Here is a 22,094-nt window from a genome sequence, read left to right on the forward strand (position 1 = left end):
CCATTTTAAGTAGTCCTTTTTCATAGAAACAAAATGTTATTTAACAACATACACATTTTTTTCATCGGCATCTACGCTACCGACAGGGCGAATCATACCGTTTTAAATGTAAACTAATACAGTTTAATCGTAAATATATAGCACAAAAATCAAACATACTAATATTTTTTGTTAATTTTCATTATTTTTTGAAAATGACACCGATGTCTTACCAGATGACACCGATGTCTTGATTACATACGCACTACAAACGTGTTTCATTTTCCCCATAAAATCCCGCTTTTTTTGTTGCAAAATTGCACTCTAAATAAAATACATTTTAAAATTCAATATTTTATGAATTTAGATTTTTTACAACAAAAATATTTAATTAGTCAAAACCAATACCTTTGATAGCTTCTTTTAAAGAAAACACACGTTTCTAGCGCATATCCGACCATAAAATGCGTTGCAAATATATGATATAGTGAAACATTCCGCGTATTGACTATTTCCAGCATGAACACCACCCTAATCTTGACCGGCGCGGCCGCATTTTTTATCGGCGCGCTGTTTGCTTGGCTGATAACACGCTACCAAGCCCAAAGCCGACACTTTACCGTTTTGCAAGAATTGGCCGAAGCCCGCCGCCTGCATGAGTTTGCCGAACAAGTGCAGACTCAAACTGCAGCGGACTTGGCGCAAAGCCGCCATACCGTGCAGGAATTACAAGATGAATTGCAGGAGACGGGCAACCGCTTTGCCGCGGCCGAAAAACAAATTGCCTATCTGCAAGATTGCGAGGCCGAAGCCGAAACCTTAAAACACGAATGTGCAAAATGGCAGCAAAGCGCGCAAAACCTGCAAATCAACAACGAACGCCTAAACACGCAACTGGTTCAAGAACAAGCATTGAGTGCGGATAAAAATACGCTTTTGCAACAGCAGGAAACGGAAAAAGGCCGTCTGAAACAAGACTACGACACACTTTTAGAGCAAAACCATGCGCTGCAAGTCCAAAACGAGCGACTCTCCACACAACTGACCCAAGAAAAAGCCAATATCGACGACAAAAACAGCCTTTTACAGCAACAGGAAGCCGAAAAAGGCCGTCTGAAACAAGAATACGCCGCCCTTTTGGAGCAAAACCACGCACTTCAAGTCCAAAACGAGCGCCTCAACACCCAATCGGAAAAAGACCGTCAGGCCGCCGAAGAAAAATTGGCCCTGCTGGCAGATGCGCGTCAAAACCTGAGCGATCAGTTCCAAAACCTCGCCAACACTATTTTGGAAGAGAAAAGCCGCCGCTTTACCGAGCAAAACCACGACCATCTCCAGCAACTGCTCAATCCGCTCAACGAACGCATCCACGGCTTCAGCGAGCTGGTTCAACAAACCTACGAAAAAGAAGCCAAAGAACGCCTGACCATCGAAAACGAGCTCAAACGCCTGCAAACCCTCAACACCCAGCTCCACCACGATGCCAAAGCGCTGACTACCGCACTGACCGGCACGCAAAACAAAACCCAAGGCAACTGGGGCGAGATGATTTTGGAAAGCGTATTGGAAAATTCCGGTCTGCAAAAAGGCCGCGAATACATCGTTCAAGCCTCCAGCGTCCGCCACGAGGCAGACGGCACCCAACGCCGCCTCCAGCCCGATGTCCTCATCAATCTGCCCGACAACAAACAAATCGTCATCGACTCCAAAGTATCGCTGACCGCCTACGTCCGCTATACGCAAAGCACCGGCGCAGAAGCAGAACGCGAGCTTGCCAACCACGTCGCCAGCATCCGCACCCACATCAAAAACTTGGCAGCAAAAGATTACACCGACCTTGAAGGCGTCAAAACGCTGGACTTCGTCTTTATGTTCGTCCCTGTCGAACCGGCCTACCTCCTTGCCCTGCAACACGATCCGAACCTCTTCCAAGAGTGTTTCGACAAACGCATCATGCTGACCGGCCCCAGCACCCTGCTCGCCACCCTGCGCACCGTTGCCAACATCTGGCGCAACGAGCAGCAAAACCAAAACGCGCTGGCGATTGCCGAAGCAGGCAGTAAACTCTATGATAAATTTGTCGGCTTTGTCGAAAGCATGGACGGCATCAATAAAGCGCTCAGCCAGGCACAATCCCAGTTTCAGACGGCCTACAGCCGCTTGGTTTCCGGCAGGGGCAACCTCATCAGCAGCACCGAAAAACTGCGCAAATTGGGCATCAAGGCCGGCAAACAGCTGCAACGGGATTTAGTAGAAAAGGCCGTGTCGGAAACCGAAGATCACGCCGCTTTACCCACGACGCAAAATCAAGAAAATAACTGACCAACTCCAAGACATTGTAAAAAAGGGAATTTAACCAATGAGCAACATCACCATCGTCCTTGCCGCCGATACCGGCTACGCCGAGCAGGTTCATACCCTAATGAAGTCCGTCTGTACGCACAATACAGGTGTCAATTTCTACCTTATGCACAACACCTTCAGGAAAGAATGGATCAACTATACCAACCAAAAACTCGCCGCCAGCGGCAGCCGTCTGAATGACGTCAAAATTGAAATGGACTTCAGCCAATATCGCCGCCTGTCCCATATTTCGGATGCCGCATTTTTCCGCCTGATGATGCAGCACCTGCCCGTCGACCGCGCCCTTTATCTCGACAGCGATATGGTGGTTACCCAATCCCTGCACGATTTATTCAACCTCGATATGCGCGGCTATCCCGTCGCCGCCGTACAAGATTCCTATCTCACCCGTACCGATTGGAACCATCCGACCGGCCTGCACACCACGCCCTATTTCAATTCCGGCATGCTGCTGGCCGATTTGGGTCAATGGCGCAAACACAATATCGCGGAGCAACTGCTGCAAACCGCCGCCACCATTGATAAAGCCGTCCCCTACGGCGACCAATGCTTTCTAAACACCGTATTTCAAGAAAACTGGCTGCAACTAGAAGAATCTTGGAATTTCCAAACAGGCGCAGTCGAATACTTCCAAAAACGAAACCTCAGCGAAGTATTCCCCAAACCCGACACCGTTCCGCCCATCATCCACTACACCACACGCGCCAAACCGTGGTTGTGCGATTACGGCAAGATTCCTTTTGAAGAAATCTATTGGCAATACTATTGCGCCGACTGGCCGGAAGCGTAATCTCAGACAGGGAATACCCTTCCCTTGCCTCAATTGACCTTAAAACAACCCATCATCAAAAACAAAAGGCCGTCTGAAATCGTTTCAGACGGCCTTTAAGCCATAAAAAACAGGCAGAACATTCTGCCTGTTTTGTGTTCAACCCCGACCGTAAAGCAGGCTTTTCCACCCACCCCCAGCCGGCATCATCGTTATCCGATTAAATACCGCGCAACAATTCATTCACGCTGGTTTTCGCACGGGTTTGCGCGTCCACACGTTTGACGATAACTGCGCAGTAGAGGCTGTGGCTGCCGTCTTTAGAAGGCATGCTGCCGGATACGACAACCGAACCAGCCGGTACGCGGCCTTGATAGATTTCGCCGGTAGTGCGGTCGAGGATTTTGGTGGATTGGCCGATGAACACGCCCATAGAAATCACGCTGCCTTCTTCAATAATCACGCCTTCGACGATTTCAGAACGCGCACCGATGAAGCAGTTGTCTTCAATGATGGTTGGGCTGGCTTGCAAGGGTTCGAGTACGCCGCCGATGCCGACACCGCCGCTCAAGTGCACGTTTTTACCGATTTGCGCGCAAGAGCCGACAGTCGCCCAAGTGTCGACCATCGCACCTTCGTCAACGTATGCACCGATATTGACATAAGAAGGCATCAACACGACATTTTTCGCCACAAAGCTGCCGCGGCGGGCAACCGCACCCGGAACTGCGCGGAAACCTGCGCTGCGGAATTCGTCTTCCGACCAATCGGCAAATTTAGTCGGCACTTTGTCGAAGTATTTGTTCACGCCGTCGTTGAGGATTTCATTGTCCTGAATGCGAAAAGACAACAATACGGCTTTTTTCGCCCATTCGTTGACTTTCCACTCGCCCACGCCCAAACGCTCGGCAACGCGCAGTTTGCCGGAGTCGAGTTGATGAATGGTTTCCAAAACCGCTTCACGCACTTCCGGGGTAACGGTATTCGGATTGATTTCGGCACGGTTTTCAAAAGCCGTTTCAATGATGTTTTGCAAAGACATGTTGATTCCTTCAAGAGATCAGGGCCGTCTGAAACCTATTCAGGCCACCCTATTACAAATTTTTAACTCGTTATTTTGCCATGTAAAAGCGATTTCGTCAGCTATTAACATGATGAGCGCCGCGCGTTACACGGCCAGATTTCGGCTAAGCCAAGATTTTCAGACGGCCTGTTCACGTGAATGGAATGGCATTTATTTTCTAACCAGCTTCCCAGCCGCAATATGCAGACTGTCGATTCTACCGACACGCCGTGCCGATAAATCAATCTTCGCCGCCAATCTTTTGCAGCAGATTTTCAGCCACCACGCCGCATTCAATATTCCGCTTTAACGGTTTCGCATTCAAATCCTTCAAGGCCGTCTGAAAGTCGGCAAAACCCATCAACTGCGAACCGAAACGGCGCATATGTTCGGTATCCTGCTGACAGTCTATCAGCGCAACGCCCAAATCCGCCAAAAACGGGACGGCGCAGGCAAATGCAATCTTGGACGCATCGGGACGCAAAGCAAACATCGACTCGCCATAAAACACGCAGCCGATTTGCACGCCGTAAAACCCGCCAGCCAACTGCATTTCGCCTTGCTCATCCGGCAGCCAGCATTCAAACGAATGCGCATGCCCCTGATGGTGCAGCTTCAAATAGGCCGTCTGAAACGCAGGTTCTATCCACGTTCCGTCCTGTTCCGGACGCGGCACATCGGCACAATGGGCAATCACTTTTTCAAAACAGCGGTTGACCGTTACCCGATACGGCTTGTGGCGCAAAGTTTTGGTGAGCGATCGGCCGATATGCAGGCTTTCCGGCACAATCACGGCACGCGGCGCAACCGCATACCAGAAAAACCAACCGTCACGGCTAAACCACGGAAAAATCCCCTGCCCATACGCCGACAACAGCCGCCCCGTATCCAAATCGCCGCTGACGCCGACCAAGCCGTCGCATTCGGCCAAAGCGTAAGACGGGTCGGGGAAACGATAATCCCGTGGCGCAAGTAAAGGAATCTTCATCGCAAAGCCCATAAAGTTTCAGACGGCCTCAAGCGGAAAATGCCCAAGGCCGTCTGAAAAATCAACATCCAAACTGATTAACGTTTGGTTTTGGTTTGGCAATCGCCGCATACGCCGTACATATACAGCGCGTGGTCGACGATGCGGTAGCCGTTTTCTTCGGCGATTTTGTCTTGCAGCGCTTCGATTTCCGGATTGTGGAATTCGGTTACTTCGCCGCATTTCACGCAGACGATGTGGTCGTGGTGATCGCCTTTGTCCAATTCGTAAACCGCTTTGCCGGTTTCAAAATGGTGGCGTTGCAAAATGCCGGCCTGTTCAAACTGGGTCAGCACACGGTAAATCGTCGCCACGCCGATTTCCACGCCCTCTTCCAACAGGATGCGGTACACATCTTCCGCACTCAAATGCTCCTCGGCATGAGTTTCAAACAAGTCCAAAATTTTCAAACGCGGACCCGTAACTTTCAAACCACTGTCTTTCAATTGCGCAATGTTGCTGAATTTTTCCATAATATTCAATATCCCTGTAAGGTAATAACCGTTATAATACGCACTTTCCGCCCGTTTGCCCACTATTGGGCCGTTAAAGGACGGCAATCTGCCGCCGGTCTTGCAATTGAAAATCGGCGAAAAGAAAAATTAAGAAGATGATTATCGTTTGCTTTTTAAAAATATTCAAGCGATGATAAACATCTTTCCCGAAATGACACAGAAAGGTAAGCCCGTGAATAAAGCCTTATGCCTTGCCATCGCCGCTATTTTAGGTCTGGCCTCATGCAGTGCCGAGCGCGTATCCAACTTTCCATCCTACAAACTCAAAATCATTCAAGGTAACGAGCTCAACCCCCGCGCCGTGGTTTCCCTGCGCCAAGGTATGACCCGCGACCAAGTCCAACTGCTGCTCGGTACGCCGCTCCTGCGCGACGCCTTCCATGCCGACCGCTGGGATTACACTTTCAACACCAGCCGCAACGGCATCATCAAAGAACAAAGCAACCTGACCCTGTACTTTGAAAACGACGTCCTTGCACGCGCCGAAGGCGATGCCATTCAAAAATCCATCGAAGCGGTTCAAGCCGGACAAAACATCGTTCCGACCACCGAAACCAAGCCGAAATAAGGAAGCCCCATGAGCGCATTGAAAATCGCCATTGCCGGCGTCAACGGCCGCATGGGTCGCGTCTTGGTTGAAGCGGTCAACAACCATCCCGACACCGTCCTCTCCGGCGCACTCGAGCATTCCGGTTCGGAAGTATTGGGTTTGGATGCAGGCTTCGCCTCCGGTCTCAAAACCGGCGTCGCCATTTCAGACGACGTGGATGCCGTACTGGCTCAAAGCGATGTCCTGATCGACTTTACCCGTCCCGAGCCAACCCTGAAACACCTGCAAAAATGCGTGGAAAAAGGCGTCAACATCATCATTGGCACGACCGGTTTTGACGACGCAGGCAAAGCCGCCATCCAAGCCGCAGGCGAAAAAATAGGCGTTGTCTTCGCCGCCAACTTCAGCGTCGGCGTCAACCTGACCTTCCACATCCTCGACACCGTCGCCCGCGTGTTGAACGAAGGCTACGACATCGAAATCATCGAAGGCCACCACCGTCACAAAGTCGATGCCCCAAGCGGTACCGCGTTGCGCATGGGTGAAGTCATTGCCGACGCACTCGGCCGCGACCTCAAAGAATGTGCCGTTTACGGCCGCGAAGGCCACACCGGCCCGCGCGATCCGTCCACCATCGGTTTTGCCACCGTCCGCGCAGGCGACATCGTCGGTGACCACACCGCCCTCTTCGCCACCGACGGCGAGCGCGTGGAAATCACCCACAAGGCCAGCAGCCGCATGACCTTTGCCGCCGGTGCCGTACGCGCCGCAGTTTGGGCAAACGGCAAAAAAGGCCTGTACGATATGCAAGACGTACTGGGTTTGAAAAACCGATAAACCCGCATCATCAGGTTTCATACCTTACAAGGCCGTCTGAAAGCACAACGTCGATTTTCAGACGGCCTTATTAAAAAGAAAGCCCCACCATGTCCTATCAACAAATCACCATCAACGTCAACGATGCCGTCGCCGAAAGCCTTGCCGACGCGCTGATGGAACACGGCGCATTGTCCGCCGCCATTGAAGATGCCTACGCCGGTACAGAAAACGAGCAGGCCATTTTCGGCGAGCCGGGCATGCCGACCGAGCAAATCTGGCAACAAAGCAAAGTCATCGCCCTTTTCGGCGAAAGCGACGATGCCGCTTCCATTATCGAAGCCGCCGCGCAAGAATGCGGTTTGAACGATTTGAAATACACCGGCGAAATCCTTGAAGATCAAGACTGGGTACGCCTGACCCAAGCGCAATTTGACCCGATTCAAATTTCCGACCGCCTGTGGATTACCCCGTCTTGGCACGAAGCGCCCAATGGCAACGCCGTCAACCTGCAACTCGACCCGGGCCTTGCCTTCGGCACCGGCAGCCATCCGACCACCCGCCTCTGCCTCAAATGGCTCGACACGCAGCTCAAAGGCGGAGAAAGCGTATTGGACTACGGCTGCGGCTCCGGCATTTTGGCCATTGCCGCCCTCAAACTCGGCGCAGGCTCCGCCATCGGCGTAGACATTGACGAACAAGCCATCCGAGCCAGTAAAGACAATGCCGCGCAAAACAACGTCGACGCGCAGTTCTACCTGCCGGACGGCCTGCCGCAAGGCCAATTTGATGTCGTTGTCGCCAACATTCTGGCCAACCCGCTGCGTATGCTCGGCGAAATGCTTGCCGCGCGTACCAAACAAGGCGGCCGCATTGTTTTGTCCGGCCTTTTGGACGAACAAGTCGAAGAACTCAGCGGCATTTACAGCCAATGGTTCGACATCGAGCCTGCCGAAATCGAAGAAGGCTGGGCGCGATTGAGCGGCGTCAAACGCTAAAGCTGTTTTCCGATACAAAGGCCGTCTGAAATTTAAGCTTTCAGACGGCCTTTTTGCACTTAAAACGCTGAATATTCCAGCAAAATCAGGTATAATTGCCTATTATTTTGACCTTTCGGAACACATCCGCCGCGCCCGTTTGACATTTCATTGCGCGCACGGAAAATTTCCTTGAAATTCAGCAAGAAAAGACCATGACTGACCAAAAACACGAAGAATACGGCGCCGACAGCATACAAGTGCTGGAAGGCTTGGAAGCGGTACGCAAACGCCCCGGTATGTATATCGGCGACACGCAGGACGGCAGCGGCCTGCACCACATGGTGTTCGAGGTGCTCGACAACGCCATTGACGAAGCGCTCGCCGGACATTGCGACAAAATCACCGTAACCATCCATGCCGACAATTCCGTCAGCGTGGCCGACAACGGCCGCGGTATGCCGACCGGCATCCACCCGAAAGAAGGCCGCTCCGCCGCCGAAGTCATCATGACCGTCTTGCACGCAGGCGGCAAATTCGACAACAACAGCTACAAAATCTCCGGCGGTCTGCACGGCGTAGGCGTATCCGTCGTCAACGCACTGTCCGACTGGGTAACGCTGACCATCTACCGCGACGGCAAAGAACACTTCGTCCGCTTCGTACGCGGCGAAACCGAAGAGCCGTTGAAGGTTGTCGGCGATTCCGACAAAAAAGGCACGACCGTGCGCTTCCTTGCCAGCGCGGAAACCTTCGGCAATGTCGAATACAGCTTCGACATCCTCGCCAAACGCATCCGCGAACTTTCCTTCCTGAATAACGGCGTGGACATCGAGCTGACCGACGAACGCGACGGCAAACACGAAAGCTTCGCCCTCTCCGGCGGCGTGGCCGGCTTCGTGCAATACATGAACCGCAAAAAAACACCGTTGCACGAAAAAATCTTCTACGCGTTCGGCGAAAAAGACGGCATGAGCGTCGAATGCGCGATGCAGTGGAACGACAGCTACCAAGAAAGCGTGCAATGTTTCACCAACAACATTCCGCAACGCGACGGCGGTACGCACCTGACCGCACTGCGCCAAGTGATGACCCGTACCATCAACAACTATATCGAAGCCAACGAAGTGGCCAAAAAAGCCAAAGTGGAAACCGCCGGCGACGATATGCGCGAAGGTTTGACCTGCGTGTTGTCCGTCAAACTGCCCGATCCGAAGTTCTCATCGCAAACCAAAGACAAACTGGTTTCCAGCGAAATCGGCCCCGTCGTCAACGAAGTCATCAACCAAGCCCTGACCGACTTCCTTGAAGAAAACCCGACCGAAGCCAAAATCATCACCAGCAAAATCGTCGATGCCGCCCGCGCGCGCGAAGCCGCACGAAAAGCTCGCGAAATCACCCGCCGCAAAGGCGTGATGGACGGTTTGGGCCTGCCGGGCAAACTGGCCGACTGCCAAGAAAAAGACCCTGCCCTGTCCGAACTCTACCTCGTCGAGGGCGACTCCGCAGGCGGTTCCGCCATGCAAGGCCGCGACCGCAAATTCCAAGCGATTTTGCCGCTCAAAGGTAAGATTTTGAACGTCGAAAAAGCACGTTTTGAAAAAATGCTGGCCAGCCAAGAAGTCGCCACGCTGATTACCGCTCTAGGCGCAGGCATCGGCAAAGAAGAATTCAATGCCGAGAAACTGCGCTACCACCGCATCATCATCATGACCGATGCCGACGTGGACGGCGCGCACATCCGCACCCTGCTCCTGACCTTCTTCTACCGCCAAATGCCCGAGCTGGTCGAACGCGGATACATCTACATTGCCCAGCCGCCTTTGTACAAAGCCAAATACGGCAAACAAGAGCGCTATCTCAAAGACGAATTGGAAAAAGACCAATGGCTGCTCGGTTTGGCCTTGGAAAAAGCCAAAATCGTTTCAGACGGCCGCACCATCGAAGGCGAAGAGCTTGCCAATACCGCCAAACAATTCCTGTTGGCCAAAACCGTCATCGAGCAAGAAAGCCGCATCATTGACGAACTCGTCCTGCATGCCATGCTGCACGCTTCGCCGGTCGATCTCAGCACGGCAGAAAGCGCAGACCGCGCCGTTGCCGAATTGAGCAGCCTCTTGGACGAAAAAGAAGTCGCACTCGAACGCATCGAAGGCCACGAAGGACACCAGTTCATCAAAATCACACGCAAGCTGCACGGCAATGTGATGGTGAGCTACCTCGAGCCTAAGTTCCTCAACAGCAAAGCCTATCAAACCCTTACCCAAACCGCCGCCGCACTCAAAGGCATGGTCGGCAAAGGGGCGAAGCTCTACAAAGGCGACAACGAATACGACATCGACAGCTTTGAAGCCGCTTTGGACATCTTGATGAGCGTTGCCCAAAAAGGCATGTCCATCCAACGATACAAAGGCTTGGGCGAAATGAATCCGGAACAACTTTGGGAAACCACGATGGATCCTACCGTCCGCCGCCTCCTGAAAGTCCGCATCGAAGACGCCATCGCCGCCGACGAAGTGTTTGTCACCCTGATGGGCGACGAAGTCGAACCGCGCCGCGCCTTCATCGAAAACAACGCCCTGCTGGCACAAAACATCGACGCCTAAGCATGGAAAGATAAAAGGCCGTCTGAAAAACGATTTTCAGACGGCCTTTTTGTTTTTGTACTTTATTTCTTACAACTCAAATTCCAACAACTTCGCGTATTCTAGTAGAGCGTTCCAACTGATTCGGATTCGAGATAATCCAAATACCCCGTTTGAAACGCTCCAATCCGTTTCCGATTTATTCCGTTTTCCCCAAAATCATCGCATCGCCATAGCTGAAAAAGCGGTATTCCTGTTCCACGGCATGGCGGTAAACGCTGCGGATATACTCCATGCCCGAAAACGCGCTGACGAGCATCAGCAAGGTTGATTTGGGCAGGTGGAAGTTGGTAATCAATCGGTCGGCAACATTGAAGCGGTAGCCCGGCGTAATGAAAATATCGGTATCGCCGCGCCCGGCTTTCAGACGGCCTGTTTCGCGTGCGGCGGATTCCAAGGCGCGCATGGAGGTTGTGCCCACTGCCCACACTTTATTGCTGCGCGCTTTGGCGGCTTCAACGGCGGCAACGGTCTCGGTCGGTACGTCAAACCACTCGCTGTGCATTTTGTGTTCTTCAATTTTATCGACGCGCACGGGTTGGAATGTTCCGGCACCGACGTGCAGGGTTACTTCTGCGGTTTCTACGCCTTTGGCTTTCAGACGGCCCAACAATTCATCGGTAAAGTGCAAGCCTGCCGTCGGCGCGGCCACTGCGCCTTGATACTTGGCGTACACGGTCTGATAGCGGCTGTCGTCTTCATCATCGGCCGCGCGTTCGATATAAGGCGGCAAGGGCAAATGGCCGTTTTGCTCTAAAAGTTCGTAAACGGTTTGCTCGCCTTCAAATTTCAGGCAAAACAATTCTTCCGCACGCTCCATCATGACGGCACGGATATCGCCTTCAAAAATCAATTCTGTACCCGGTTTCGGCGATTTGGACGAACGGATATGCGCCAATGCGGTATGCGCGTCCAATACCCGTTCAATCAGGGCTTCGATTTTGCCGCCGCTGGCTTTTTGGCCGAACAGGCGCGCCTTCATCACTTTGGTATTGTTAAACACCAGCACATCGCCCGGTGCGACATAATCGGGTAAATCTCCGAAATGTTGGTCTTCAATCGGCAATGTAGGCAAGGCAACCAGAAGCCTGCTGCTGCCGCGCACTTCCGGCGGATGCTGGGCAATCAGTTTTTCGGGCAATTCAAAATCAAAATCGGAAATATCCATTGTCGTGCATAATTTAAAAAAACAGGCGCCATTATACGCGCAAAGTGGGTTTTCAGACGGCATGTTTTTTCGAAAAACCAATAAATTAGAATAAACGCTCTTGGGAAAATCACTTTTTAACGAAAATCAGCGTTCCTTTCTTTTTTCGCCGAAAAACGCCTTTTTTCTATCTTTTACTGGACATTTACCTACAAGTTCGGGAAAATAACCGGATTCATTTTTCAGGCTCCGCCCTGTTCCGACATTATTTAAACGCCGGATGGCAAACCTGCCTTCCGACGTATCAGGAAATCATCTAAAACCACTGCGGCGCATACCTAATATGCACTTTATATGCCGCGCAAAAAAGGAAAAGCAATGGATTTGCGTAAATTAAAAAAACTGATTGATTTGGTCGAAGAATCAGGCATTGCAGAAATTGAAGTTACCGAAGGCGAAGAAAAAGTCCGCATTACGCGCACCACTGCCGCCGCAGCTCCCGTTTATGCTGCTCCGGCACCTGCCGCAGCTCCGGTTGCCGCACCTGCCGCTGCTCCGGCTGCAGCCGCTCCGGCCGCCGCCCCTGCCGCTCGCGATTTGTCCAACGCGCAAAAATCGCCTATGGTCGGTACGTTCTACCGCGCCCCCGGCCCGAACGCCGCCGCTTTCGTCGAAGTCGGCCAACAAGTCAAAGCTGGCGATACTTTGTGCATCATCGAAGCCATGAAGCTGATGAACGAAATCGAAGCCGAGAAATCCGGTGTCGTTAAAGAAATTCTGGTTGAAAACGGTACTCCGGTCGAATACGGCGAGCCGCTCTTCATCATTGAATAATCCGTTTTTTCAGACGGCCTTTATCTTTAAGGCCGTCTGAAATTCCTTTTTCTGTTCATCAAGGACAAACCATGCGTCTGATTTTGGCTATTTTCTTGCCATGGCTGCAGTTTTTCACCATTGGCCGTCCGTTTGCAGGCATCATCTGTCTGATTCTGCAATGTACACTGGTTGGCTGGATACCGGCAGCCATGTGGTCGGTCTACGCCTTGAGCCAATACAAAACCGACCAAAAAATCCGCAACGCATTAGGCGGCCGCTGAGGCCGTCTGAACCATCCGGAAAGATTATCATGCTGAAAAAAGTATTGATCGCCAACCGGGGCGAAATCGCCCTGCGCGTCCTGCGTGCCTGCCGTGAAATGGGCATCGCCACCGTCGCCGTCCATTCCGAAGCCGACAAAGACAGCCTGCACGTCAAACTCGCCGACGAATCCGTGTGCATCGGCCCTGCCGCATCCGCACAAAGCTACCTCAACATCCCGGCCCTCATCGCAGCCGCCGAAGTAACCGAAGCCGACGGTATCCACCCCGGCTACGGCTTCCTCGCCGAAAACGCCAATTTTGCCGAGCAAGTCGAACAATCCGGCTTTGTCTTCATCGGCCCGAAAGCCGACACCATCCGTCTGATGGGCGACAAAGTATCCGCCAAACACGCCATGATCGAAGCCGGCGTGCCTTGCGTTCCCGGTTCTGACGGCGCATTGCCAGACGACGGCGAAGAAATCCTCAAAATCGCCGATAAAGTCGGTTATCCCGTCATTATCAAAGCCTCCGGCGGCGGCGGCGGTCGCGGTATGCGCGTCGTCGAGAAAAAAGAAGACCTCCTCCAGTCTGTCGAAATGACCAAAGCCGAAGCAGGGGCGGCATTCGGCAACCCGATGGTTTACATGGAACGCTATCTGCAGCGTCCGCGCCACGTCGAAATCCAAGTGATTGCCGACGAACACGGCAACGCCATCTACCTCGCCGAGCGCGACTGCTCCATGCAGCGCCGCCACCAAAAAGTCATCGAGGAAGCACCTGCTCCGTTCATCACTGAAGAAGAACGCGCCAAAATCGGTAAAGCCTGTGCCGACGCTTGCAAACGCATCGGTTATCGCGGCGCAGGTACGTTTGAATTCCTGTACGAAGACGGCGAATTCTTCTTTATCGAGATGAACACACGCGTTCAGGTTGAGCATCCGGTTACCGAGCTCATCACCGGCGTGGACATCGTCCAAGAGCAATTGCGCATCGCATCCGGCCTGCCTTTGCAATACAAACAGGAAGACATCCAAGTTGAAGGTCATGCGTTTGAGTGCCGTATCAACGCCGAAGACCCGTACAACTTCATTCCAAGCCCGGGCCTGATTGAAAGCTGCCACCTGCCCGGCGGCTTCGGCGTCCGCATTGACAGCCATATTTATCAAGGCTACCGCATCCCTCCTTACTACGACAGCCTGATCGGCAAAGTCTGTGTCGTCGGTAAAGACCGCGACCAAGCCATGGCCAAAATGCGCGTTGCCCTCGATGAGCTGGCGATTACCGGCATCAAAACCAATACGCCGCTGCACCGCGACTTGTTCAGCGATCCGGGTTTCCAAAAAGGTGGTGTCAGCATCCACTACTTGGAACACTGGCTGGAAGAACGCAAAGCCAAACAGGCTAAATAATCCCTTGTTTTGACTAAAAATCAGGCCGTCTGAAACGCAAAATAAAGTTTCAGACGGCCTTTTTTATAACACCATCATTTATAAAAACAAACAATATTAGATTATTAATTAATAATATTTATTCTAAATCGGTTTCATAGTTCCAATAGTGAAAATCTTTCTATATAGTTTGATTCATAGCCTAAAACAAACTATATTTAAATATCGATATTGGAAATTTATTATATTTTGTATAGAAGCATTCCATCCTGGAAACCATTTCATCAACCTATAACAACTTCACAAAGGAAATCACTATGTCTATCTCCAAATGCCCAGTCACCCATCTAACCATGAACAACGGCGCGCCTGTTGCCGACAATCAAAACAGCCTGACCGCCGGTCCGCGCGGCCCTCTGCTGGCGCAGGATTTGTGGCTGAATGAAAAACTCGCCGACTTCGTGCGCGAAGTCATCCCCGAACGCCGTATGCACGCCAAAGGTTCGGGCGCGTTCGGTACGTTTACCGTGACACACGACATTACAAAATACACCCGCGCCAAAATCTTCAGCGAAGTCGGCAAGCAAACCGAGATGTTCGCCCGTTTCACCACCGTGGCAGGCGAGCGCGGCGCAGCCGATGCGGAACGCGATATCCGCGGCTTTGCGCTGAAGTTCTATACCGAAGAAGGCAACTGGGATATGGTCGGCAACAACACGCCTGTGTTCTTCCTGCGCGACCCACGTAAATTCCCCGACCTGAACAAGGCGGTCAAACGCGATCCGCGCACCAATATGCGCTCCGCCACAAACAACTGGGATTTCTGGACGCTACTGCCCGAAGCCCTTCACCAAGTCACCATTGTCATGAGCGACCGCGGTATCCCTGCCAGCTACCGCCATATGCACGGCTTCGGTTCGCATACATACAGCTTCTGGAACGAAGCGGGCGAACGTTTTTGGGTGAAATTCCATTTCCGCACCCAACAAGGCATTAAAAACCTGACCAACGAAGAAGCCGCCAAAATCATCGCCGACGACCGCGAAAGCCACCAGCGCGACCTGTACGAAGCCATCGAGCGCGGCGAGTTTCCGAAATGGACGATGTATATCCAAGTCATGCCTGAAACCGATGCGGAAAAAGTGCCTTATCATCCTTTCGATTTGACCAAAATTTGGCCGAAAAAAGACTATCCGCTGATTGAAGTGGGCGAATTCGAGTTAAACCGTAATCCCGAAAACTTCTTTGCCGATGTGGAACAATCCGCCTTCGCACCGAGCAACCTGGTTCCCGGTATCGGCGCCAGCCCCGACAAAATGCTGCAAGCCCGTTTGTTCAATTACGCCGACGCGCAGCGCTACCGTTTGGGCGTAAACTTCCGCCAAATTCCCGTCAACCGCCCGCGTTGCCCCGTCCACAGCAACCAGCGCGACGGACAAGGCCGCGCCGACGGCAACTACGGCAGCCTGCCGCACTACGAACCCAACAGCTTCGGACAATGGCAGCAACAGCCCGACTTCGCCGAACCGCCTCTGAAAATCAACGGCGACGCGGCGCACTGGGACTACCGCCAAGACGATGATGACTACTTCAGCCAACCGCGCGCCTTGTTTAACCTGATGAGCGACGCGCAGAAACAGGCTTTGTTCGGCAATACCGCCGCAGCCATGGGCGACGCGCCCGACTTCATCAAATACCGCCACATCCGCAACTGCTACCGTTGCGACCCGGCATACGGCGAAGGCGTAGCCAAATCCCTTGGACTGACTGTCGAAGACGCACAAGCCGCCCGCGCGACCGACCCGGCTTTAGGTCAACCTGGTTTACTGTAAGGAGGCATTATGTGGATAGAAATTGAAGAAATCTTGTCTCAAGCTGTCCGATACAGCCGTTCAAGCAAAAAGTAACGGTTTAGATCATTAATCAGGCCGTCTGAAACGCAAAATAAAGTTTCAGACGGCCTTTTTTGATGATGAAGTTTATTTGATTGCTTCTGATTCAATGGAACTGGCTACCCTTATTTCTCTGTAAATCATGGCATGCCCTCTGCACCATCTCACGCCTCTACCGGCAAATAAAAAACCGCATGGCTGATTGCCGTGCGGTTTTGCTTTTTGTCTGAAGGTTTCAGACGGCCTTACATCATGCCGCCCATACCACCCATGCCGCCCATATCAGGCATAGCAGGTTTTTCTTCAGGGATTTCAGCGATCATGCAGTCTGTGGTCAGCATCAGGCCGGCAATAGATGCGGCGTGTTGCAGCGCAGAACGGGTTACTTTAGCAGGGTCGAGTACGCCCATTTCGATCATGTCGCCGTATTCGCCGGAGCCTGCGTTGTAACCGTAGTTGCCTTTGCCTTCCAACACTTTGTTCACAACCACGCTAGGTTCGCCGCCTGCGTTGGCAACGATTTGGCGCAGCGGAGATTCAACGGCACGCAATACGATTTGTACGCCTGCGTCTTGGTCGGCATTGCCGGTATGCAGGTTTTCCAAAGCGGCACGGGCACGCAACAGGGCTACGCCGCCGCCTGCAACCACGCCTTCTTCAACGGCTGCGCGGGTAGCGTGCAGCGCGTCTTCCACGCGGTCTTTTTTCTCTTTCATTTCGACTTCGGTAGCGGCACCGACTTTGATCACTGCCACACCGCCGGCCAATTTAGCCACACGCTCTTGCAGTTTTTCTTTGTCGTATTCGCTGGTTGCGGTTTCGATTTGTTGGCGGATTTCGGCAACACGCGCTTCGATTTGGGCTGCGTCGCCGAAGCCGTCGATAATGGTGGTGTTTTCTTTACCGATTTCAATGCGTTTGGCTTGACCCAAGTCGTCCAAAGTCGCTTTTTCCAAAGACAGGCCGACTTCTTCGGAAATCACTACGCCGCCGGTCAGGATGGCGATGTCTTGCAACATGGCTTTGCGGCGGTCGCCGAAGCCAGGAGCTTTAACGGCAACGGTTTTCAGAATACCGCGGATGTTGTTCACCACCAAAGTCGCCAAGGCTTCGCCTTCTACGTCTTCAGCGATAATCAAGAGAGGACGGCTGGCTTTGGCCACTTGTTCCAAAACAGGCAACAAGTCGCGGATGTTGCTGATTTTTTTGTCGAACAACAATACAAACGGATTGTCCAAAGCTGCGATTTGTTTTTCAGCGTCGTTGATGAAGTAAGGAGACAGGTAGCCGCGATCGAACTGCATACCTTCAACCACGTCCAGCTCGTTTTCCAAAGATTTGCCGTCTTCAACGGTAATCACGCCTTCTTTGCCGACTTTTTCCATCGCTTCGGCGATAATCGCACCGACTTGTTCGTCAGAGTTGGCGGAAATAGAGCCGACTTGGGCGATTTCTTTAGAAGTGTCGCAAGGTTTGGCAATGTTTTTCAGCTCGTCAACCAAAGCGGAAACGGCTTTGTCGATACCGCGTTTCAGATCGGTCGGGTTCATGCCGGCGGTAACGTATTTCATGCCTTCGGCAACGATGGATTGCGCCAATACGGTTGCAGTAGTAGTACCGTCACCGGCTACGTCGTTGGTTTTAGACGCAACTTCTTTCACCATTTGCGCGCCCATGTTTTCGAATTTGTCTTTCAATTCGATTTCTTTTGCAACAGACACACCGTCTTTAGTGATGTGCGGGCCGCCGAAAGCGCGGTCAAGTACCACGTTACGGCCTTTAGGGCCCAAAGTTACGCGTACGGCGTTTGCCAATACATTGACGCCGTTTACCATTTTTTGGCGAACTTCATTGCCGAATTGTACGTCTTTTGCTGCCATTTAAATTCTCCAAATCAATATTAAAAATCTGTTCGAGGCCGTCTGAAAACTTCATGTTTGATTCAGACGGCCTTTGGTTCTGAAACTTAATTCAACAATTATTCAACGATACCGAAGATGTCTTCTTCACGCATTACCAACAGCTCTTCGCCGTCGGCTTTTACAGTTTGGCCGCTGTATTTGCCAAAGATCACTTTGTCGCCGACTTTGACATCCAGCGGACGGCGCTCGCCGTCTTTACCGATTTTGCCCGCACCCACGGCGATTACTTCGCCCATGTCGGGTTTTTCAGCAGCCGCACCCGGCAAAACGATGCCGGAGGCGGTTTTTTCTTCAGCTTCTAAGCGTTTGACGACTACGCGGTCGTGTAAAGGGCGGATGGTCATGTCTTAATGCTCCGATAAATAAATAGATTGAAAACAATTGTCTGTCGGACATGACAGACACGGTTTACTTGGAAATAGCGGCACGCTTATGGAAAGCCTGCCTTAATGGCGGGTAGATTTGGGTTGTTTGCGACAAATTCAAGGGAAAAAGTAAAAATTTCTATGCAGTCTTTCCAAATATTTTCATACGCAAAAATGCCCGATCATATATTTTTCAGACGACCTGATATACCAACTGCAAAGTTCGTTTAAAAACAAGCCACTTTCTTTACAAATTCAATACAACTCTTTACAACTATTTCTTTTTAACGCACTATTATAAATGATGATTATTCTTAATTGCATATTTTAAAGATAATTTCTCTTTATTTGCTTTTATTTTTTATTACTGTCATTTTATTAAGGACATTTCTCAATGAATACGCCCCTGTTCCGACTGAGCCTGCTGTCACTGACACTGGCAGCCGGTTTTGCACACGCAGAAAATGAAGCCAAAGACAATGTTGTACTTGATACCGTTACCGTCAAAGGTCAGGCTACAAGCGCCACACACCGTGTAACGACGAAACGTATGGAAGAAACGACTTCCACTGATTTAAAAGACGTATTGTTCAACGAACCCTCTATCAGTTTCGGCGGCGGCAACGGTCAGTCGCAGTGGGTAACCATCCGCGGCATGGGTCAAGACCAAATAGATTATAAAGTTGACGATACCTACACCGACAGCCAGATTTTCCACCACAACGGCCGCTTTATGCTTGACCCCGCATTGGTAAAAGTCGTTGCCGTACAAAAAGGTACGGGTTCGGCCTCCGCAGGCATCGGTGCAACCAGCGGTGCGATTGTTGCCGAAACGGTTGAAGCCAAAGATTTGCTGAGAGAAGGTCAAAACGTCGGTTTCAAAGTCAATGTCGGTATCAGCAGCAATAAAGGCTATTCACGCGGCGCAAGCGTTTATGGTCAGGCAGGCGGTTTTGACGCTTTGGTTTCAGGCAATTTCGTACGCGACAAAGAATACACGGCAGGCAAAGGCTACCGTAATTTGCTCGGAAGCGATAAGGTTTTAAACAGTGGATTGGGTTCACGCGGCTTGTTGGGCAAAATCGGCTATCGTTTCAACGAAGACAACCGTATTGAATTAAGCCACCGCCAAGAGAAACAATATGGGGAACGCGCCCTGCGCGAAGAGTTCGATTTCTCGCAAGTCTTCCAAACTGACCGCCGTACGGGTCAATACGTTTTGGATGCCAACGGCAACCGTATTCCGAACGTCGCCACCAACTCGCCGCGCTACCGCACGCTGACCCAAGACACCACCAACTTGGAATTCAAAGGCGGAAACTTGGGCTTTATCGACAAAATCAAAGCCAATGTTTACCGTTTGAACACCAAACGTGATGAAGTCCCCAATCCAAATTATGAATTGGACGGCGAAGTACGGACATACGGAGCCAATCTGAATCTCGACAGCCGTCTATTTGACCGCCATACCCTGAAATACGGAGTAAACTGGCGCACTCAAAAAAGCAGCTCAAACGGAGAAAACAGCGAGAAGAAAAGCGATGCCGGCGTATATGTAGAAGGCATTTGGGATTTCTCTCCGGTTACGCTGACCACAGGTTTGCGCTATGACCGTTGGAAAATGAAAACCAGCAGTAATACAGAAAATTCAGACGGCAACCTCAATCCAAGCATCGGGTTGGTTTATGACATTACCCCTGATTTTTCCATCAACACCAGCCTGAACTATGCAACCCGCAGCCCCCGCCTGTACGAAGCAGCTTTAATGAGCAGCAGATCGATTAAAGCATCGCCTGACTTGAAAGCGGAACGCTCTCGAAATGCAGAAATCGGCTTCAACTACCACTGGAATTCTGCCCTTACATTGTCCGGCAGCTATTTCCATCAACAAATCAAAGATGTACAAGCCATCCGCCAAGAGGGTCAATACTATGTTTGGTATAACGGCGGCAAGCTGAAAAACACAGGTTACGAACTGAACGCAGCCTACCGCTGGAAAGGTCTGACCGCACGTGCAGGCGTAGCCTACAGCAAACCGAAGCTGAACGGCGATACCGCCGACAAAGTAACGACCGCTATCCCGATGGGACGCACATGGACAACCGGTCTGTCGTACCAATTCGACAATCCGAATCTGGAAATCGGCTGGCGCGGACGTTATGTCCAAAATGCAGGCTACGCCCCAACCTCGCGCGGCTCTGATGTGGCTCTGAATGTCGTCCGCGCAGGCTACGGCGTCAATGATATCTTCGCCAACTGGAAACCGACAGGCAAAGACGACTTGAACGTCAACTTCGCCGTCAACAATGTCTTGAATAAAAACTACAAGCCGCACAGCCAGCGCGCAGGTGCTAACTCCCTGCCTGAACCTGGCCGCGATATCCGCTTGAGCGTTAACTACCGCTTCTAAGCAATCAGCTTGAAAAAGCCGTCTGAAAACAAAAGTTTTCAGACGGCGTCTAGCTTTATAATCCGATACAAGTTATCATTTCTATTTACTTTATTTCCGACCACGGAGAAACTCTATGTTACGTTTGACCGCTTTAGCCGTATGCTGCACCCTCGCTTTGGGTGCGTGTTCACCGAAAGATTCTGCTTCCAATCAGGCACAAACTGCTTCCGCTTCTGCCGCCCAAACCGAAGGCGCAAGCCTGACGGTGAAAACCACGCGCGGCGACGCGAAAGTGCCGCAAAATCCTGAACGCATCGCCGTTTACGATTTGGGTATGCTCGACACTTTAAGCAAATTGGGCGTGAAAACCGGTTTGTCCGTCGATAAAAACCGGCTGCCTTATTTGGACGAATATTTCAAAACGACCAAACCCGCCGGTACGCTGTTTGAGCCGGATTACGAAGCACTCAATGCCTACAAGCCGCAGCTCATCATCATCGGCAGCCGTGCAGCCAAAGCGTTTGACAAGTTGAACGAGATTGCGCCGACCATCGAAATGACCGCTGAAACTGCCAATCTGAAAGAAAGTTCCAAAGAGCGCATCGACGCGTTGGCGCAAATCTTCGGCAAACAGGCCGAAGCGGACAAGCTGAAAGCGGAAATCGATGCTTCGTTTGAAGCGGCGAAAACTGCGGCACAAGGCAAAGGTAAGGGTTTGGTGGTATTGGTCAACGGCGGCAAGATGTCGGCTTTCGGCCCTTCTTCACGTTTGGGCGGTTGGCTGCATAAAGACATCGGCGTTCCCGCTGTCGATGAATCGATTAAAGAAGGCAGCCACGGCCAGCCTATCAGCTTTGAATACTTGAAAGAGAAAAATCCTGATTGGTTGTTCGTCCTTGACCGCGGTGCGGCCATCGGCGAAGAAGGCCAGGCGGCAAAAGATGTATTGAACAATCCGCTGGTCGCCGAAACGACCGCCTGGAAAAAAGGACAGGTGGTTTACCTTGTTCCTGAAACCTATTTGGCGGCCGGCGGCGCGCAAGAATTGCTGAACGCTTCCAAACAGGTTGCCGACGCATTCAACGCGGCGAAATAGTTGTTTCGGCGGGCGGCAATGCCCACCCTTCCGTTTCACGGCATCCGGACGGCCTATGCCCAAGCTGTATTTTGGTCATCAGGCCGTCTGAAACGGGCATTCTTGCCC

At 51.7% G+C, this 22,094-nt stretch carries 18 protein-coding genes; 12 read left to right on the forward strand and 6 right to left on the reverse strand.

Annotated elements, in window-relative coordinates; all coding sequences use genetic code 11:
- Nucleotides 1–498 precede the first annotated feature (498 nt).
- Together rmuC and HMPREF2661_RS06320 are read left to right on the forward strand one after the other, a co-directional pair.
- The gene (gene rmuC / locus HMPREF2661_RS06315) at nucleotides 499–2,301 is read left to right on the forward strand and encodes a DNA recombination protein RmuC (RefSeq protein ID WP_070822790.1); all 1,803 of its coding nucleotides are present in this window, start codon (nucleotides 499–501) and stop codon (nucleotides 2,299–2,301) included.
- A 37-nt stretch (nucleotides 2,302–2,338) separates the two neighbouring features.
- Nucleotides 2,339–3,133 carry a glycosyltransferase family 8 protein gene (locus HMPREF2661_RS06320; protein WP_070822792.1) on the forward strand — a complete coding sequence of 265 codons (795 nt, stop codon included), beginning with the start codon at nucleotides 2,339–2,341 and terminating at the stop codon, nucleotides 3,131–3,133.
- A gap of 199 nt (nucleotides 3,134–3,332) precedes the next feature.
- Here the strand turns inward: HMPREF2661_RS06320 and dapD are convergent, their stop codons facing one another.
- From dapD to fur, 3 genes are all read right to left on the reverse strand, one after another.
- On the reverse strand, nucleotides 3,333–4,154 hold the full coding sequence (gene dapD, locus HMPREF2661_RS06325; protein WP_070822794.1) for a 2,3,4,5-tetrahydropyridine-2,6-dicarboxylate N-succinyltransferase: 822 nt from the start codon (nucleotides 4,152–4,154) through the stop codon (nucleotides 3,333–3,335).
- Between the two features lie 262 nt (nucleotides 4,155–4,416).
- Complete coding sequence (aat, locus tag HMPREF2661_RS06330; RefSeq protein WP_070822832.1) at nucleotides 4,417–5,163, reverse strand: leucyl/phenylalanyl-tRNA--protein transferase; 747 nt, start codon at nucleotides 5,161–5,163, stop codon at nucleotides 4,417–4,419.
- Nucleotides 5,164–5,240: 77 nt separating this feature from the next.
- Nucleotides 5,241–5,738: a ferric iron uptake transcriptional regulator gene (fur, locus tag HMPREF2661_RS06335; protein ID WP_079453813.1), complete on the reverse strand. Its 498-nt coding sequence runs from the start codon at nucleotides 5,736–5,738 to the stop codon at nucleotides 5,241–5,243.
- Between the two features lie 151 nt (nucleotides 5,739–5,889).
- Between fur and HMPREF2661_RS06340 the strand changes: the two genes are divergently transcribed.
- The 4 genes from HMPREF2661_RS06340 (at nucleotide 5,890) to gyrB (ending at nucleotide 10,666) form a co-directional block, all read left to right on the forward strand.
- Nucleotides 5,890–6,285: an outer membrane protein assembly factor BamE gene (locus HMPREF2661_RS06340; protein WP_003749079.1), complete on the forward strand. Its 396-nt coding sequence runs from the start codon at nucleotides 5,890–5,892 to the stop codon at nucleotides 6,283–6,285.
- A 9-nt stretch (nucleotides 6,286–6,294) separates the two neighbouring features.
- Nucleotides 6,295–7,104, forward strand: coding sequence for a 4-hydroxy-tetrahydrodipicolinate reductase (gene dapB, locus HMPREF2661_RS06345; RefSeq protein ID WP_036492678.1), 810 nt, complete (start codon nucleotides 6,295–6,297; stop codon nucleotides 7,102–7,104).
- An 89-nt stretch (nucleotides 7,105–7,193) separates the two neighbouring features.
- A complete protein-coding gene (gene prmA / locus HMPREF2661_RS06350) occupies nucleotides 7,194–8,081 on the forward strand; it encodes a 50S ribosomal protein L11 methyltransferase (RefSeq protein WP_070822796.1) in 888 nt (295 codons plus the stop codon).
- A 194-nt stretch (nucleotides 8,082–8,275) separates the two neighbouring features.
- Nucleotides 8,276–10,666 (forward strand): DNA topoisomerase (ATP-hydrolyzing) subunit B, encoded by a 2,391-nt coding sequence (gyrB, locus tag HMPREF2661_RS06355; protein ID WP_070822798.1) that lies wholly within the window; start codon nucleotides 8,276–8,278, stop codon nucleotides 10,664–10,666.
- A gap of 178 nt (nucleotides 10,667–10,844) precedes the next feature.
- On the opposite strand, the gene queA is transcribed toward gyrB, so the two are convergent.
- A complete protein-coding gene (queA, locus tag HMPREF2661_RS06360; protein WP_070822800.1) occupies nucleotides 10,845–11,873 on the reverse strand; it encodes a tRNA preQ1(34) S-adenosylmethionine ribosyltransferase-isomerase QueA in 1,029 nt (342 codons plus the stop codon).
- Between the two features lie 357 nt (nucleotides 11,874–12,230).
- On the opposite strand from queA, the gene accB reads away from it, so the two are divergent.
- The 4 genes from accB to katA all read left to right on the forward strand — a co-directional run bounded on the left by accB (nucleotide 12,231) and on the right by katA (nucleotide 16,151).
- Nucleotides 12,231–12,686, forward strand: a complete 456-nt coding sequence (gene accB / locus HMPREF2661_RS06365; RefSeq protein WP_049347847.1) for an acetyl-CoA carboxylase biotin carboxyl carrier protein — start codon at nucleotides 12,231–12,233, stop codon at nucleotides 12,684–12,686.
- A gap of 71 nt (nucleotides 12,687–12,757) precedes the next feature.
- Complete coding sequence (locus HMPREF2661_RS06370) at nucleotides 12,758–12,949, forward strand: YqaE/Pmp3 family membrane protein (protein ID WP_003680299.1); 192 nt, start codon at nucleotides 12,758–12,760, stop codon at nucleotides 12,947–12,949.
- A 29-nt stretch (nucleotides 12,950–12,978) separates the two neighbouring features.
- Entirely contained in the window at nucleotides 12,979–14,340 is a 1,362-nt protein-coding gene (gene accC, locus HMPREF2661_RS06375; protein ID WP_070822802.1) for an acetyl-CoA carboxylase biotin carboxylase subunit, read from the forward strand.
- A 296-nt stretch (nucleotides 14,341–14,636) separates the two neighbouring features.
- Nucleotides 14,637–16,151: a catalase KatA gene (gene katA / locus HMPREF2661_RS06380; protein ID WP_070822803.1), complete on the forward strand. Its 1,515-nt coding sequence runs from the start codon at nucleotides 14,637–14,639 to the stop codon at nucleotides 16,149–16,151.
- Between the two features lie 305 nt (nucleotides 16,152–16,456).
- On the opposite strand, the gene groL is transcribed toward katA, so the two are convergent.
- Together groL and groES are read right to left on the reverse strand one after the other, a co-directional pair.
- Nucleotides 16,457–18,091, reverse strand: a complete 1,635-nt coding sequence (gene groL, locus HMPREF2661_RS06385; RefSeq protein WP_070822805.1) for a chaperonin GroEL — start codon at nucleotides 18,089–18,091, stop codon at nucleotides 16,457–16,459.
- Between the two features lie 98 nt (nucleotides 18,092–18,189).
- Nucleotides 18,190–18,477, reverse strand: coding sequence for a co-chaperone GroES (gene groES, locus HMPREF2661_RS06390; protein WP_003684150.1), 288 nt, complete (start codon nucleotides 18,475–18,477; stop codon nucleotides 18,190–18,192).
- 415 nt (nucleotides 18,478–18,892) lie between these two features.
- Between groES and HMPREF2661_RS06395 the strand changes: the two genes are divergently transcribed.
- Nucleotides 18,893–20,908 carry a TonB-dependent receptor domain-containing protein gene (locus tag HMPREF2661_RS06395; RefSeq protein WP_070822807.1) on the forward strand — a complete coding sequence of 672 codons (2,016 nt, stop codon included), beginning with the start codon at nucleotides 18,893–18,895 and terminating at the stop codon, nucleotides 20,906–20,908.
- Between the two features lie 115 nt (nucleotides 20,909–21,023).
- Nucleotides 21,024–21,986, forward strand: a complete 963-nt coding sequence (locus HMPREF2661_RS06400) for a siderophore ABC transporter substrate-binding protein (protein WP_070822809.1) — start codon at nucleotides 21,024–21,026, stop codon at nucleotides 21,984–21,986.
- The last annotated feature ends 108 nt before the right edge of the window (nucleotides 21,987–22,094 follow it).

The sequence above is a fragment of the Neisseria sp. HMSC061B04 genome (assembly GCF_001836705.1).
Lineage (GTDB): Bacteria > Pseudomonadota > Gammaproteobacteria > Burkholderiales > Neisseriaceae > Neisseria.

Excerpts from the sequence above, each read along its gene's own strand:
- rmuC (WP_070822790.1), top strand. The coding sequence starts at position 499 with ATGAACACCACCCTAATCTTGACCGGCGCGGCCGCATTTTTTATCGGC.
- HMPREF2661_RS06320 (WP_070822792.1), top strand. The coding sequence starts at position 2,339 with ATGAGCAACATCACCATCGTCCTTGCCGCCGATACCGGCTACGCCGAG.
- dapD (WP_070822794.1), bottom strand. The coding sequence starts at position 4,154 with ATGTCTTTGCAAAACATCATTGAAACGGCTTTTGAAAACCGTGCCGAA.
- aat (WP_070822832.1), bottom strand. The coding sequence starts at position 5,163 with ATGAAGATTCCTTTACTTGCGCCACGGGATTATCGTTTCCCCGACCCG.
- dapB (WP_036492678.1), top strand. The coding sequence starts at position 6,295 with ATGAGCGCATTGAAAATCGCCATTGCCGGCGTCAACGGCCGCATGGGT.
- prmA (WP_070822796.1), top strand. The coding sequence starts at position 7,194 with ATGTCCTATCAACAAATCACCATCAACGTCAACGATGCCGTCGCCGAA.
- gyrB (WP_070822798.1), top strand. The coding sequence starts at position 8,276 with ATGACTGACCAAAAACACGAAGAATACGGCGCCGACAGCATACAAGTG.
- queA (WP_070822800.1), bottom strand. The coding sequence starts at position 11,873 with ATGGATATTTCCGATTTTGATTTTGAATTGCCCGAAAAACTGATTGCC.
- accB (WP_049347847.1), top strand. The coding sequence starts at position 12,231 with ATGGATTTGCGTAAATTAAAAAAACTGATTGATTTGGTCGAAGAATCA.
- HMPREF2661_RS06370 (WP_003680299.1), top strand. The coding sequence starts at position 12,758 with ATGCGTCTGATTTTGGCTATTTTCTTGCCATGGCTGCAGTTTTTCACC.
- accC (WP_070822802.1), top strand. The coding sequence starts at position 12,979 with ATGCTGAAAAAAGTATTGATCGCCAACCGGGGCGAAATCGCCCTGCGC.
- katA (WP_070822803.1), top strand. The coding sequence starts at position 14,637 with ATGTCTATCTCCAAATGCCCAGTCACCCATCTAACCATGAACAACGGC.
- groL (WP_070822805.1), bottom strand. The coding sequence starts at position 18,091 with ATGGCAGCAAAAGACGTACAATTCGGCAATGAAGTTCGCCAAAAAATG.
- groES (WP_003684150.1), bottom strand. The coding sequence starts at position 18,477 with ATGACCATCCGCCCTTTACACGACCGCGTAGTCGTCAAACGCTTAGAA.
- HMPREF2661_RS06395 (WP_070822807.1), top strand. The coding sequence starts at position 18,893 with ATGAATACGCCCCTGTTCCGACTGAGCCTGCTGTCACTGACACTGGCA.
- HMPREF2661_RS06400 (WP_070822809.1), top strand. The coding sequence starts at position 21,024 with ATGTTACGTTTGACCGCTTTAGCCGTATGCTGCACCCTCGCTTTGGGT.